We start from the raw sequence: 13,979 nt of genomic DNA, 5'->3' as shown, positions 1-13,979 counted from the left end.
GGCGGCTCAGCATCTGGAATGCCCTTCAATCATCTATTTTTTACAAGGTCATCAATTGCCTGACTGATCTTGGTGCGGCTATCGCTGCTGAAGGCGGTCTCAACTTTCTGCGCAAAGCCGACAAGTCTGATAGCCCAATTCCAGAACTTGATGAGGCCATCATCGCCTGGTGCCGAGACGGCCTGAAGAGATTTTGCCAAGGGCTCAAAAGCTTTGCGCGCATTGTCGGTGTCGCCAGCATCTGCCAATTGGTCAAATTGGTCCGCCGCCTTGAGCAGCGCTGCAACGGATGACTCGATCTGCGACCAAGCAAATCGATAACACATAATGTAGTCATCCGAAGCCGACTTGCCGTCAGCGGTCAGCGGTCCGCTTGCCGCAGTGAGCTTCTTGCAGGCTTCATCCTTTGTCAGATCAATCTGCGCATTTCGCACAACCGTTGAAAGTTCTGTGATATTGCCGGCCAATTTCAGTCGTTTGTCCCAAATGTACAACGAAATCTGTTTGGACAGCGCGATGCCGGAATCCTGAATGCGGGCAATATTGCCAGGCGCTGTCAGAAACGAAAGGATGGCATCGCGCCTACGTTGTTCGTCGACGATTTTGGCGCCCTCAACAACAACTGGGGTGATGATTTTCGTGATCGTGTCGATCAGTGCGCCAATAGCTATAAAAACCGGTACCATCTCAGCGGGGGCTGCATTCGACGGAAGTTCAGCAATGCCAAGGTTGTTTCCGTAGTAAGCCCGCGGGAACGTCAGCAAATCCTGCTCGCATCTCTGCCTGATTGACGTCTTAGCTGCTGCAAGCGCATCCGCTGTGGGTAGACCAGTCACGCTGATGTCCAGACTCTGGCTATTGAAGAGAGACTGGAAGGCTGTTTCAAGGTTGTCGATTTTGGCTGGCTTTCCAACCTCATCAACACGCGCCGCGACGGATTGTAAATAATTTCGGCGTGCTGCGACTTCGATGTTATTGACTCTCGCCTCGCAAAGCATCTTCGCCACATCTATCGGTACGGTAATCTTGGCCTGTAGCGGCCTCGCCAGCAGGCTTGCCGAAAGCGAACTTCGGATCAAATTCATCCGATCGCTTGATCGGCCAAGATCCACACGCTCCCCCGCGGCTTTAACAAGCGCGGTTGATGCCGTCACGAAGGCGTCGATGGCAGGGGGCAACGATGTCTGAGCATAACCCGGCTGCGATGCCAATGAAATGAAGCAGCCGGTAGCAATTGCAATCAAGCTCGCGCGGACAATAGCCATCATCTTTGCCAGCATGAGTTGTTTTTTGTCCATCATACACTCTCAGCTTGATTGAGTTGCAAGTCAAGCCAAAGGTTCTGGGTGACAGAGCTCGGTGTAAGCCGTCGCCTGTTCAGTGGAAGCGCGATGACTGCGTAACGACCCGTTCTCAGCGCCTAATCAGACTAGTTCAACTCGCTGACGCGACGCGAGCGGACAGAAATCCGGTCGCTGCCGTTTGGTTGTCGTCGGCAATGTATCGCCAAATATCGAGAAAGTCTTCGCGTGCTTGTGGGCGGCGCGTTTGACTATTTGGCATGCGTGCCAGTGGCTTTGCGTCGTTTGGCTTCGGTGATGACCTCTTCGATGTCCAAGGGCTCAGCCGTGCCGCTATCGAGACCCTTTTGAATCTCGGCTCGCAAAGCGTCGAGCTTGGCTTGGCGTCGCTCTTCGCGTTCTTCGACGAGCCGGAGACCGTCACGTATCACTTCGCTGGCGGTGCTGTAGCGGCCACTCTCCACCAGTTGCTTGATGAAGCCCTCATAGTGTTTGCCGATGGTGTAGCTGGTGGCCATGCGATCTCCTCGTGTATTATAAAGTAATACTTAATGAGATAACAGGCAAACTCTCCATTGCGTCTCGCGGGTGGCGTTTATTCGGAAGCATTCTCAAGCGCTGCCGCAGAGATGAGCGTTGCGTCTAGAAAGCGCGGCGGATGCGCGCACCAGTTTGGATCGGCAACCCTTATTCGAACCCGTAAAACTCTGACGGATTGTCGACCAGAATCCGCCTACGCTGTCCCTCATCCGGCACCCAGTCCTGCAGTAGATTCAAAAGTGGCGTGGTGGCAGGCATCACCTGCATCTGGCCGACATGCGGCCAGTCGCTGCCCCACACGATGCGCTCGGGACGCGTCTCCGCGAGCTTGCGCGCGAACGGCAGCACGGCGTCGTAGTGATCGGCTTTGCCGGAAACACGATAGGCGCCGGAGAATTTCACCCAGCCATGGTCGCTCTGCAGCAGGCGCAGCAGGGCCTGGAAGCCGGGCTGCTCCAGTCCGAGCTCCGGCTTGATGAAGCCGAGATGATCGCATGACACAGGGCAGGAGAGCTTCATCAAGCGCGGCGCGAGTTCGACCAGTTGCGCCGGCTTGATCAGGAATTCGAGATGCCAGCCGAAAGCGCGGGCGCGGTCGGCCGTGCGTTCCAGTGTCGCGATGTCGAGGCCGCCGGGATGGGCGAGAATGTAGCGGATGCCGCGCACGCCCTGGTCGTGCAGCCTGGTCATCTCCTGGTCGGAGGTGTCCGGAGACAGCACCACGATGGCGCGGAATGGCAGCCCGACCGCGGTGGCGAAGTCGAGCTGGCAGCGATTGTCCGTGCCATAGACGCTCGGCTGGATTGCCACGAAGCGCTGGATGCCGAGTGTCTTGTAGAGCGCGCGCGCCGCCTCGGCGCTCGCTTCCGCCGGCGTGTAGTCGCGCTCTCCGACGTATGGAAAAGCCGGCGCCGTGCCGAACAGATGCATGTGGCAGTCGGTCGCGTTGTCCGGCAGCGTGAAAGCCGGCGGCTTGGGATTTGGATCGGGCGCGAGGCAGAGCTTGGTCATGCAGCAGCTTATCGATCGAGAGGTTCCAGCAACAACGACGGGATCTGGCGAGGCCGGCTAGTTTGCCGGCGGCTCGAAGCCTGCGTTTTTCCACACGCCGAGATTGTCCTTGCTGGTCATAAACCTGATGAAGGCCAGCGCCGGCTCAGGATTTGGATTCGCAACCGTCGTCGCCGCGCCATAGATCAGGTTCATCTGCAAAGCGTCCGGCAGAGGGCCCGCCTGGGTGACACCCTTCACGTGAATCACTTCGCTGGAGGGATAGATGCCGATCTCGGCCTTGCCGTCGGCGACCATCTCGACGCCGCCATCGAGCGCGGGGCGATAGGTCACTTTCTTTTCAACCGCGTCGGCGATCTCGAGCTGCGCCACCACCTTGGCCATGTGGGCGCCGCTCGGTGTGGCCGTCGGCGTCGAATACACCACGGACTGTGCCTTCAGCAGCGTGGCGCGGAACGCCTCCGGTGTCGAGATATCCGGGCGCGGTGCGCCTTCCTTGACGATGGTGACGATCTTGACGATGCCGAACGGTGCGCTGCCCTCGGCCCGCAGCTTGCCTTCCTTGGCAAGATTGGCGATCGCCGTGGTTGGCATAAACACCATGTCAGGGGTCTCGCCCGCAGCCAGTTTCTGCTGCAGGGCCGAGATGACCATGTAGGCCATTTTGATGTGATGACCGGTCTGTTTTTCGAATTGGGGGATCAGCACGGCGAGCGCCTCTTTCGGCGCGCCGCCGCTCATGATGTTGATGTCTGCGGCCATGGTGGGAAAGGTTGCCATCACAAGAGAAGCGAGGACCAGTGCGAGTTTTTTCATTTGTTGCGCCTCGGATGGATCAACTCTAGCAACGCCACCGCAAGAATCCAAGTGCACGCGGCAGTCACACTAGTGCCCCGCATCCGAAGTTCCTGATACGTCGCAGCAGTCTCTGACACGAACTTCGGATGCATCAGGGGCACTAGCAACTTTATGATTCTAGTACCGCTTTTCGATCTGAAGTTCCTGGGATGAGTTTGCGGCAAGTGGTGCAGGAACTTCAGATCGGCGGTACTAGCGTTTGCAAATGTACAGGAGTCATTTGGTCGTCGATGCACTGTGGAGCGTAGTCCTGCTCAATGCAAATGCGGCAACGCCGGCAACCAGCGCCGGCACCGCTGCCGCCATGAACAGCGTTTCCGTGCCGACATGACGCGACAGCATGATTCCGCCGATCAGCGGTCCGACGATCGAGCCCACGCGTCCGATGCCGAGCGCCCAGCCGACGCCGGTGGAGCGCATCGCGGTGGGATAATAAGTCGCCGTCAGTGCGTTGGAGGCGATCTGGCCACCGACGATACAGAAGCCGGCGCAGAAGATTGCGATCGTGACCAGCGCGATCGAGTGCCCGGAAAAGCCGATCGCCGTTACGGCGACCGCGGCGAACAGATAGGTGAGCGCAAGCGCGCGAAACGAAAACCGGTCGATGACCTGTCCGAGCGTGAAGGTGCCGACCACGCCGCCGACCTGCAGCATGGCGCCGACGGCTGCCGCGACCGAGATCGACGCGCCGAGGTCGTTGAGCACCGTGGGCAGCCAGTTCGACAGCAGATAGAGGTCGAGCAGGCTCATGAAGAACACCACCCAGAACAAGAGGGTCGTTGTGGTGCGGCTCTCGGTGAACAGGTGCGCGACCGGCAGTCCCTCGAGCTTCGGCTCATGCACGCCAAAGCGGGTACCAGCAGGGAAGGTGACCGATGGCGCAATTCGCGCGAGCAGCGCAGCGACGCGATTGTTGTCGCGGCCGGTCAGCGCCAGGAAGCGGATGGATTCCGGCAGCAGCTTTGCCAGCACCGGCACGAACAGGATCGGAACGATACCGCCGACAAGGAAGATCGAGCGCCAGCCGAAGGCCGGGATCAGGGCTGCGGCCAATAGCCCGCCGAGTGCCGCGCCCACGGAGAAGCCGACGAACATGGTCATCACCATGGTGGCGCGGCGGCGATGCGGACTGAACTCCGAGGTCAGCGCGACGGCGTTCGGCATGGCGCCGCCCAGGCCAAGGCCGGTGAGGAAACGCAGAGCGATCAGCCAATAGATGTCCTGCGCGAAAATCGTCAGCAGCGTGCCCAGGCCGAAGGCGAAGGTGCTGACAACAATGATCCGCTTGCGCCCGATGCGGTCCGCGACCGGGCCGAAAATCAAGGCGCCGATCATCAGGCCGAACAGGCCGGCGCTGAACACCGGCCCCAGCGCGCCACGCGGCAGAGTCCAGTCGCGCGCGAGGTCGGGCGCGACATAACCGATCGCCTGGGTGTCGAAGCCATCGATGAACAGCACGGCCGCGCATAACAGCAGCAGCCGAATTTGGAAGCCGGCCACCGGCTGGCGGTCGATGAAGTCGGCGACGTCCACCACGCTGGATGGGGCGTCTGAATGTGCCGAAACCGCTGTCATAGGCTCCCCGCTTTTATTTTACAAAATCTCTTATTATGAGATTATTCTATGTTTCTTCGATCTCCTCGGTCTTTTCAAGGCCTTTTGTGCGCGGTTCGGCCAGCAGCGGTGTAGAGGGGATGATGGGGCTGGATTCGGGGTGGCGCCGGCGAGGGCGTCGAGGGGCATGAAGACGACAAACAGTCTGGAACGGGTGCTGGCGGTGCTCGAGGTGTTTTCCGAGCAGCGGCTGGAGTGGACTCCCGAGGAGCTGATGAAGGAGTTGGGCTACAGCCGCCCGACGCTTTATCGCTACCTGAAAACCCTGCGTGAAGCCGGCTTCCTGATGCCCACCCGCAATGCCGGTTTCACCTTCGGCCCCAAGGTGGTCGAGATGGACTACCTGATGCGCAAGTCCGATGCGCTGGTGGCGAACGGCCTGCCGTATCTCAGGGAATTGACCGCGAAGCATGCCTGCACCGCGCTTTTGGTGCGCTGGTATGGCAACAAGATCCTCTGCGTTGCCTCGGAATCCTCGGCAAAAAATCCCATGAGCAGTTATCCGCGCGGCCGCCCGATGCCGCTCGGGCGCGGCGCGATCGCGCGTTCGATCATCGCCTTTCTGCCGCGGCAGCGGCTGATGCCGCTGATCGAGCGCAACCTGTCGGATCTCAGTGCAGTCGGTCTCGGGACGACGCCGGAGGAGGTCTACAAAAGCCTCAAGAAGGTGCGCAAAGCCGGCTTCTCCGTCGCCCATGGCGAGGTCACGCCGGGCGCGGTCGGCATCGCCGCGCCGATCTTCGACGCCGGCGGCCATCCGATCGCGAGCCTGTGCCTGACCATGGCCGGCCACCTGGTCACCGGGGCGCAGATCGATCTGATCGGACCCGAGGTGCAGCAGGTGGCCATGCAGATCGGGGCGGACAGCTTTCCGGTCGAATAATCTCATATATTGAGATTATTCTTGACTCAATCTTGGCGCGTATTCCATCATCCCGCCGCCGGGATATGCCGGTTTCACTGTCGGCTATCCACTGAGAATGACCTCATCGAACGACCTCGACACCCAGGTTGTGATTGTCGGCGGCGGTCCCGTCGGCACGGGCTTGGCGATCGATCTCGGCCAGCGCGGCATCCGCTGCTGCCTGGTCGAGCGCTACACCGAGCCGCAGCCGATCCCCAAAGGACAGAATCTCACCCAGCGCACCCTGGAGCATTTTCATTTCTGGGGCGCTGAACAGCAGCTGCGCGCGGCGCGCACGATTCCGCGGGACTATGGCATCGGCGGTTTGACCGCCTACGGCACGCTGCTGAGCGGCTACCACCACGACTGGCTGCAGCGCGAGCTCGTACGTCCGTTTTATTTCACTGACAACGAACGCCTGCCGCAATACGCCACCGAAGCCGTGTTGCGCCAGCGCGCCAGCGAGATTGCGGCGATCGAAACAGCCTACGGCTGGAGCGCCGAAAATGTTGCGCAGGATGAGCATGGCGTGCGTGTCGACATCGCCGCGCGCAAGGGCGACGGGCGGCGCGCGCTGCGCGCCAATTATGTCGTCGGGTGCGATGGCAGCCGATCCACCATCCGTGAGTTGGCTGGCATCACCCAGACGCGATCGGATCACGACCGGCTGATGGTGTTGCTGGTATTCCGCTCGACTGGCCTGCACCGCCTGCTGGAGCGCTTCCCCGGCAAGTCGTTCTACAACGTGCTGCATCCCGACTTGAAAGGCTACTGGCAGTTCTTCGGACGCGTCGATCTCGGCACCACCTGGTTTTTCCACGCGCCGGTGCCGCCTGACACCACCAAGGATAATTTCGACTTCCGCCGCTGTCTCCACGCCGCCGTCGGCGCCGAGTTCGACGTCGACTTCGATCACATCGGCTTCTGGGATCTGCGGGTCGCGACCGCCGATCGTTACAATGACGGTCGCGTCTTCATCGCCGGCGATGCCGCGCACAGCCATCCGCCTTACGGCGGCTACGGCATCAATACCGGGCTCGAGGATGCCGCGAACCTCGGCTGGAAGCTGACGGCGACGCTGCAGGGGTGGGCCGGGGGGCGGCTGCTGGACTCATATGGCGAAGAGCGCCGGCCGGTGTTCGCGTCGACCGCGCGCGACTTCATCGAGAAGGCGATCCACAGCGATCGCGATTTCCTGGAACGGTTTAATCCGCAGCAGGACAAATCCGCGTTCGAACACGCCTGGACCGAGCGTCAGTCGGGCGCGCGCTCCGAGGTCAGCGGTTTTGAGCCACATTACGAGGGCTCATCGATTGTGGCAGGCATGACCGGTCAGCCCAGCGCGATCGGGTCGCACGAGTTTGCCGCGCGGGCCGGCCATCATTTGGCGCCGCAGCCTTTGTCCTCTGGACGCAATATCTTCGACGAGCTCGGCGAGGGCTTCACGTTGCTCGATCTCGGTGCGCCGGCTGCATTCGCGCAGGAGTTCAGGCGCGCGGCCGACGGATTGCGCGTTCCCCTCAAGGTCATCAGCGACACCCGTGCCGGCGGACGGGAACGTTACGGCGCGCTGCTGGTGCTCGTTCGCCCCGACCAGTTCGTCGCCTGGGCCTCCGATCGGACCAGCGGCAATCCGGCTGATATCCTCAAGCGCGCGGTAGGTGCGGATCCCTGAACTTCCAGTCTGCCCGGATGACAGAAGAAAACAACAAAAGCCGGACACCGGCATGAAACATCGAGGGAAACGTCAATGAGTTCTCACAGCGCCGCGCATTACTTCCTCGAGGGTCTCGTTGATCTCGGCGTGGAGTATATTTTCGCCAATCTCGGCACCGATCATGTCTCCCTGATCGAAGAGATCGCGCTGTGGGACAAGCAGGGCCGCAAGCATCCGCAGATTATCCTGTGTCCGCATGAGATCGTCGCCGTTCATATGGCCGGTGGCTATGTGCTGGCGACAGGCAAGGGGCAGGCGGTGTTCGTGCATGTCGATGCCGGCACCGCGAACGCCTGCATGGCGATCCAGAACCTGTTTCGTTATCGCCTGCCGTTGATGCTGTTTGCCGGGCGTGCGCCCTACACGCTGCATGGTGAACTGCCGGGTTCGCGCGATACCTATGTGCATTTCGTGCAGGATCCCTTCGACATCGCCAGCATCGTTCGTCCTTACGTGAAATGGGAATACTCGCTGCCGTCGGGGGTTGTGGTGAAAGAAGCATTGGCGCGCGCCAATGCCTTCATGCACAGCGATCCACCCGGGCCCGTCTATATGATGCTGCCGCGTGAGACCCTGGCCGAACAGTGGGACGAGGCGGCGATGCCGTCCTACGATCCGGCCCGCTATGGCAGTGTTCAGTCTGGCGGCGTCGATCAGGCGCGCATTGACGCGATTGCCGATCAGTTGATGGCAGCGAAAAATCCAATTGCGCTCACAGCCTATCTCGGGCGTAAGCCCGAGGCGGTGGCCGTGCTCGATCGGCTGGCGCGCACCTGCGGCATCCGGGTTGCCGAGTTCAATTCGATCGATCTCAACATCCCGCAGGATTCGCCGTGTTTCGCCGGCTTCGATCCGCTGCCTCTGCTGGAGCAGGCCGACCTTGGACTGCTGCTGGACACCGATGTGCCGTTCGTGCCGCAATATGCCAAGCGCGTCGAGGCCGTCAAATGGATCCAGATCGATATCGACCCCTTGAAGGCGGATTTCCCGATGTGGGGATTCCCGACCGATATCCGTGTGCAGGGCGATTGCGCCATGGTGCTGCAGCAGGTGCTCGATGCGGTGGAGGCGCGGGCCGATGATGCCTGGCGCCGGCAGGTCGCCGAGCGGATCGCCAGCTGGGGCGGCGCACGCGAAGCCCTCGCCAAGCGGCGTGCGGCGGCATCGGCCAATCCCGGCATATCGGGCGCGATCAATCCCAGCCATCTGTTTTCTGTCCTCAACACCAAGCTCAAGCAGGACGATATCATCGTCAACGAGGCGATCCGCAACGCGCCTCTGCTGCAGGACCAATTCCATCGCACGCAGCCCGGCAGTTATGTCGGGCTGGCCGGTGGCGGGCTGGGTTTCAGCGGTGGCATGGCGCTGGGGTTGAAGCTTGCACAGCCGCATCGCCGCGTCGTTCAGGTCATCGGCGACGGTGGTTTCCATTTCTCGTCGCCGGACTCCGTCTATGCAACGGCGCAGCAGTATCAAATTCCCATTTTGACCGTGGTGCTCGACAATGGCGGCTGGCAGGCGGTGAAATCGGCCGTCCAGCGGGTCTATCCCAAGGGCGTCGCGGCGGAGACAAATTCATTCCAGTCCCGCCTGACCTCCGGTCGCCAGGGCGAGCAGCGTCGTTTCGCCGACGTGGCGAAGGCATTCGGCGCCCACGGTGAAAACGTGGCCAATCCCGAAGATCTGGCCGCAGCCATCGATCGATGCCTGGCCGCGCTGGATGACGGCAAGGCGGCCGTCCTGCATGTCCAGATTACTCCGCTTTGATGCCCGGATAAATTGACGACCAAACAAAGAGCCGATCGCAACGGCCTTGTTTTTTGAGAGGGTTGAAACATGAAACGCTTGAGCAAAGAGCTTTGGGTTTATGCGTGTTTGGGAGCTATTGCCGTTATTGCAGTCACGATGGCCTCATCTGCCTGGGCGGCTGAAGACATCACAAAATATCCATCGCGACCGATCCGCATCATTGTCGGTTTCACGCCCGGTGGTGGCAACGACATCATTGCGCGGATTGTCGGGCAGAAGCTGTCGGAAAGCCTGGGACAGCCGGTCATCATCGAGAACAAGCCCGGTGCGGGGGCGATCTTGGCAACGGACTATGTCGCGAAGTCCGCGCCTGATGGTTACACGCTGCTGGTCGGCGCCAGCGGTGCCATTGTCATCAATCCGGCCGTGTACGCCAAGCTGCCGTACGATCCGGTGCAGGATTTTATCCCGATCTCCACACTGGGATCGTTTCCGCTGATCCTGGTCGTCAACGCGAAGTCGCCGTTCAAGTCGGTGTCCGACCTCGTGACCTACGCCAAGAGCAATCCCGACAAAGCCAACTATTCGAGCTCGTCGGCGGCATTTCAATTGGCGACGGAGATGTTCAAGCAGAAGACCGGCGCACCGATGCAGATGATTCCTTATAAGGGCGCCAACGACTCGGTGGTCGCGGTGATCACCGGCGAAGTGACGGCAACCATTGCCGATGCCGGCCCGGTATCCAGCCAGGTGAAAGGCGGCCAGGTTCGCGCGCTTGCGGTTGCAGCGCCTCAGCGGATGGCCGAATTTCCCGATGTGCCGACGATGAAAGAGTCGGGTGCCGATGTCGACGCGGTGCTTTGGAGCGGAATCCTGGCCCCAAAAGGCACGCCGCCCGAGATCGTCAAGAAGTTGCAGGACGAATTCATGCGGATCGCGCGAATCCCGGACGTGGTGGAGCGGTTGAATTTGCTGACGATCAATTCGGTCGGAAACTCCTCGGAAGAGTTCTCCCGGATCATCGCGTCCGACATCGCGCGTTGGACCGAGGTTGCCCGCGCCGGCAACATCAAGATCGAACAGTGAGCCGGATCGAGATGGTCCAGAAGCTGGAAGCTGATGTGGTTGTGGTGGGCGCCGGCCCGGTCGGGTTGACGCTGGCGATGGATCTGGCCTGGCGCGGCAAAAGCGTTATCCTGCTCGAAAGCCGCAAACGCGGCGTGCCGCCCAGCGTCAAGTCGAACCATGTCTCGGCGCGCTCAATGGAGATTTTCCGCCGACTGGGTGTTGCACGGAAGGTGCGCGATGCCGGCCTGCCGGCGGATTATCCCAATGATGTGGCTTACCGCACATCGTTCCTGGGGTGTGAACTGACCCGCATTCCGATTCCCTGCCGCGCGGAGCGTTATACGGCGACAGATGGGCCGGACACCTGGTGGCCGACGCCGGAGCCGCCGCACCGGATCAACCAGATCTATCTTGAGCCCGTACTGTCGGCGCATCTCGCGGAGATGCCCAATGTTCGCATCCTCAACGGAACGACGCTGGTCGATGTCACTCAGACGCCCGACGGAGTCATGGCGTTGGCGCAGGACGGCGCGGCGGTGACAGAGATCGAGATATCCTGCCGTTACCTGATCGGTTGCGATGGCGGCCGCTCGCTGGTGCGCGGCAAGATCGGCGCGACACTGAGTGGTGATCCTGAATTGCAGCGGGTGCAATCGAGCTTTATCCGGGCGCCGAAGCTGCTTGGACTGTTGCGCGAGCGGGGAGGCACACCGGCCTGGGGATCGTTTGCACTCAATCCGCGCCAGTCCGGCAACGTGTATGCGATCGATGGCCGGGAGACATGGCTCGTCCATGTCTATCTGAATACCGGCGTGACGGACTTCGAGGCGGTTGAGCGCGACGGCGCGATCCGCACTGTGCTCGGCGTCGGCAAGGATTTCAGTTATGAATTGCTGGCCAAGGAAGACTGGATCGGCCGGCGCCTGATCGCCGACAAGTTTCGCGACCGCAGGATCTTCATCTGCGGCGATGCCTGTCATCTGTGGGTGCCATATGCCGGCTATGGCATGAATGCCGGTATTGCCGATGCCGCCAACCTCGCCTGGCTGCTGGCCGCGCGGCTTGAGGGGTGGGCAGGCGAGGGGATCCTCGATGCCTATGAGGCGGAGCGGCTTCCGATCACCGCACAGGTCTCGCATTTCGCCATGAACCATGCGGAAGCCATGGCCAAGGCGCGCAAGATAGTCCCGCCCGCGATCGAGGCCGAAGGTCCGGAAGGCGACGCGGTTCGCGCGGCGATCGGACAATCGGTCTACGACCTCAACGTCCAGCAGTATTGCTGCGCCGGCCTGAACTTCGGCTACTTCTACCAGGACTCGCCGATCATCGCCTATGACGGCGAGACGCCGCCGCCTTACACCATGGGCGATTTCACGCCCTCGACCGTCCCCGGCGCGCGCGTTCCCCATATCTGGCTTGCCGATGGCGGCTCGCTGTATGACGCGATGGGGCCTTATTATACGCTGCTGCGGTTCGACCCCGGCATGGATGTCTCCAGTCTGGCAGCAGCGGCGTTCAAAGCCGGCATGCCGTTCATGATCCTCGACATTCCCGATGCTTGCCGAACCGAAGTGTACGGCTATCCCCTGGTGCTGGCACGGCCGGATCAGCATGTCGCTTGGCGCGGCCATGATCAGCCCGCAGATCCCGGCGGGCTGATCGCAAGGCTGAGAGGAACTGCTCACATCCCGGGTTGAGAATGACGGCTCGGGTTCGGTCCGTGGCCGTCCCGTATCTTTATTGTCATGGGAATCCAGCCGGGCTAAAGCTGCGACAACGTGGCCCTGCGGGATGTGTCCGATGGCGATACAGGTTTACGGCTTCTGGCGGTCGATTGCGTCGTTTCGCGTGCGAACGGCGCTCGCTCTGAAAGAGCTGCCGTTCGAGGAAATCTCGGTCGATATTCTATCCGGCGAACAATTCAAGTCGGACTATGACGAGGTCAATGCCGAGCACGTGGTGCCGACCTTTGTCCACGATGGCCAAACGATCTTTCAGTCGCTGGCGATCATGGAATATCTCGACGACATCAGCCCGGAGCCGCGGCTGTTGCCTGTTGACCCCAAGGAGCGCGCCTATGCGCGATCCCTTGGACTGGTGGCGATCGCCGATGCTCATCCCTTCATCGTGCCGCGGGTGCGCAATCATCTGGCGAAGACGTTTAATGCCGATGCTGCGGCCATCGAAGCCTGGGCAGGGCATTGGACCGCGGAGGGGCTTGCGACCTATGAGCGCTTGCTGTCGCGCCGACCCGCCAAGCCTTTCGCTTTGGGTGAAGCGCCCACCATTGCCGATATCTGCATCGCCGGCCAGATCATCAGTGCGGGTTACTTCAAGGTCGATGTGAAGACCTTTCCCGCGGTGAACAAGCTCGGCGAGCGCTGCTTTGAACATCCGGCGTTCGCGGCGTCTCACCCATTCAAACAGCCCGGCTATCAGAGCGCCAAAGCTCACTGATCGCCGGTTCGCTTTCCTCCAGAGTTCACAACACCATTCATGAGCAAAGCCACCAAACCGTCTCGCCCCGCGGTGCGATCGAAGCGCCGGCGCTTGGCGCCGGACGAGCGCCGACGGGAGATCATCGCGCAGGCGACGGAGTTTTTCGCGGAGCACGGCTTCAGCGGAGTGACACGCGAACTGGCCCGTCAACTTGGGATCGCGCAGCCGCTGCTCTATCGCTATTTCCCGAGCAAGGAGCATCTGATCAAGGAGGTTTATCGCACGGTCTATCTGGAGCGCTGGGACCCGGCATGGGGCGATCTGCTGACAGATCGTTCGCGCCCCCTGATCGAGCGATTGAAGGAATTTTATCGCGGCTATACCGACGTGATTTTCACTCGGAAATGGATGCGAATTTATCTGTTTTCGGGACTGAAGGGCCTCGATATCAATCGCTGGTACCTCAAGAACGTGGTGCAGCCGAAAATCCTGGTGCCGATCATCAATGAGTACCGCCACCAGGCCGGACTGCCGGCGAAGAAGCCGACGCAAGCCGAGATCGAGCTGGCGTGGGCCTTTCACGACGGCATTTTCTACTACGGCGTGCGCAAGGTGATCTATGAGGCGCCGGTGCTCCGCGACAAGGAGCAGTTCATCGCTACGACCCTCGATGTTTTCCTGAAAGGCATCGCGGAGGTCTATGGCACCGGCGAGCCCGCGGTGGCCGCGCCGACGCGTCAAAACCGGAGCAAGACGACGCAGTAAGCCGGGAACGCGA

General features: G+C 61.0%; 12 protein-coding genes. 7 read left to right on the top strand and 5 right to left on the bottom strand.

All coding sequences use genetic code 11. From position 1 onward, the window contains the following. Positions 1-29: 29 nt before the first annotated feature. From RS897_RS37935 to RS897_RS37915, 5 genes are all read right to left on the bottom strand, one after another. Positions 30-1,301, bottom strand: coding sequence for a hypothetical protein (locus tag RS897_RS37935; protein ID WP_315833776.1), 1,272 nt, complete (start codon positions 1,299-1,301; stop codon positions 30-32). A gap of 251 nt (positions 1,302-1,552) precedes the next feature. Further along, positions 1,553-1,819, bottom strand: coding sequence for a type II toxin-antitoxin system ParD family antitoxin (locus tag RS897_RS37930; RefSeq protein WP_315833775.1), 267 nt, complete (start codon positions 1,817-1,819; stop codon positions 1,553-1,555). Between the two features lie 169 nt (positions 1,820-1,988). Continuing rightward, positions 1,989-2,852, bottom strand: a complete 864-nt coding sequence (locus RS897_RS37925; RefSeq protein WP_315833774.1) for an amidohydrolase family protein — start codon at positions 2,850-2,852, stop codon at positions 1,989-1,991. A 57-nt stretch (positions 2,853-2,909) separates the two neighbouring features. Continuing rightward, positions 2,910-3,668, bottom strand: a complete 759-nt coding sequence (locus RS897_RS37920; protein WP_315833773.1) for a molybdate ABC transporter substrate-binding protein — start codon at positions 3,666-3,668, stop codon at positions 2,910-2,912. Positions 3,669-3,926: 258 nt separating this feature from the next. After that, on the bottom strand, positions 3,927-5,285 hold the full coding sequence (locus RS897_RS37915; protein WP_315833772.1) for an MFS transporter: 1,359 nt from the start codon (positions 5,283-5,285) through the stop codon (positions 3,927-3,929). A 166-nt stretch (positions 5,286-5,451) separates the two neighbouring features. On the opposite strand from RS897_RS37915, the gene RS897_RS37910 reads away from it, so the two are divergent. From RS897_RS37910 to RS897_RS37880, 7 genes are all read left to right on the top strand, one after another. After that, on the top strand, positions 5,452-6,207 hold the full coding sequence (locus tag RS897_RS37910) for an IclR family transcriptional regulator (RefSeq protein WP_315833771.1): 756 nt from the start codon (positions 5,452-5,454) through the stop codon (positions 6,205-6,207). A gap of 97 nt (positions 6,208-6,304) precedes the next feature. After that, positions 6,305-7,903, top strand: a complete 1,599-nt coding sequence (locus RS897_RS37905) for an FAD-dependent monooxygenase (protein WP_315833770.1) — start codon at positions 6,305-6,307, stop codon at positions 7,901-7,903. A gap of 75 nt (positions 7,904-7,978) precedes the next feature. After that, complete coding sequence (locus RS897_RS37900; RefSeq protein ID WP_315833769.1) at positions 7,979-9,712, top strand: thiamine pyrophosphate-requiring protein; 1,734 nt, start codon at positions 7,979-7,981, stop codon at positions 9,710-9,712. Between the two features lie 138 nt (positions 9,713-9,850). Further along, positions 9,851-10,780, top strand: a complete 930-nt coding sequence (locus tag RS897_RS37895) for a Bug family tripartite tricarboxylate transporter substrate binding protein (protein ID WP_315833768.1) — start codon at positions 9,851-9,853, stop codon at positions 10,778-10,780. Then, a complete protein-coding gene (locus RS897_RS37890) occupies positions 10,777-12,459 on the top strand; it encodes an FAD-dependent oxidoreductase (protein WP_484481516.1) in 1,683 nt (560 codons plus the stop codon). The genes RS897_RS37895 and RS897_RS37890 overlap by 4 nt, the downstream gene beginning before the upstream one ends. Before the next feature lie 103 nt (positions 12,460-12,562). Next, positions 12,563-13,219: a maleylacetoacetate isomerase gene (gene maiA, locus RS897_RS37885; RefSeq protein ID WP_315833767.1), complete on the top strand. Its 657-nt coding sequence runs from the start codon at positions 12,563-12,565 to the stop codon at positions 13,217-13,219. Between the two features lie 39 nt (positions 13,220-13,258). Then, a complete protein-coding gene (locus RS897_RS37880) occupies positions 13,259-13,966 on the top strand; it encodes a TetR/AcrR family transcriptional regulator (RefSeq protein ID WP_315833766.1) in 708 nt (235 codons plus the stop codon). Positions 13,967-13,979: the final 13 nt, after the last annotated feature.

The sequence above is a fragment of the Bradyrhizobium prioriisuperbiae genome, from assembly GCF_032397745.1.
Taxonomy (GTDB): domain Bacteria; phylum Pseudomonadota; class Alphaproteobacteria; order Rhizobiales; family Xanthobacteraceae; genus Bradyrhizobium_A; species Bradyrhizobium_A prioriisuperbiae.
Note: the sequence above shows the minus strand (reverse complement) of the source record. Positions and strands in the feature narration are given on the sequence as shown.

What these genes read in the sequence shown, in the direction of transcription:
- RS897_RS37935 (WP_315833776.1), bottom strand. Translation starts at nt 1,301, where the DNA reads ATGATGGACAAAAAACAACTCATGCTGGCAAAGATGATGGCTATTGTC.
- RS897_RS37930 (WP_315833775.1), bottom strand. Translation starts at nt 1,819, where the DNA reads ATGGCCACCAGCTACACCATCGGCAAACACTATGAGGGCTTCATCAAG.
- RS897_RS37925 (WP_315833774.1), bottom strand. Translation starts at nt 2,852, where the DNA reads ATGACCAAGCTCTGCCTCGCGCCCGATCCAAATCCCAAGCCGCCGGCT.
- RS897_RS37920 (WP_315833773.1), bottom strand. Translation starts at nt 3,668, where the DNA reads ATGAAAAAACTCGCACTGGTCCTCGCTTCTCTTGTGATGGCAACCTTT.
- RS897_RS37915 (WP_315833772.1), bottom strand. Translation starts at nt 5,285, where the DNA reads ATGACAGCGGTTTCGGCACATTCAGACGCCCCATCCAGCGTGGTGGAC.
- RS897_RS37910 (WP_315833771.1), top strand. Translation starts at nt 5,452, where the DNA reads ATGAAGACGACAAACAGTCTGGAACGGGTGCTGGCGGTGCTCGAGGTG.
- RS897_RS37905 (WP_315833770.1), top strand. Translation starts at nt 6,305, where the DNA reads ATGACCTCATCGAACGACCTCGACACCCAGGTTGTGATTGTCGGCGGC.
- RS897_RS37900 (WP_315833769.1), top strand. Translation starts at nt 7,979, where the DNA reads ATGAGTTCTCACAGCGCCGCGCATTACTTCCTCGAGGGTCTCGTTGAT.
- RS897_RS37895 (WP_315833768.1), top strand. Translation starts at nt 9,851, where the DNA reads ATGGCCTCATCTGCCTGGGCGGCTGAAGACATCACAAAATATCCATCG.
- maiA (WP_315833767.1), top strand. Translation starts at nt 12,563, where the DNA reads ATGGCGATACAGGTTTACGGCTTCTGGCGGTCGATTGCGTCGTTTCGC.
- RS897_RS37880 (WP_315833766.1), top strand. Translation starts at nt 13,259, where the DNA reads ATGAGCAAAGCCACCAAACCGTCTCGCCCCGCGGTGCGATCGAAGCGC.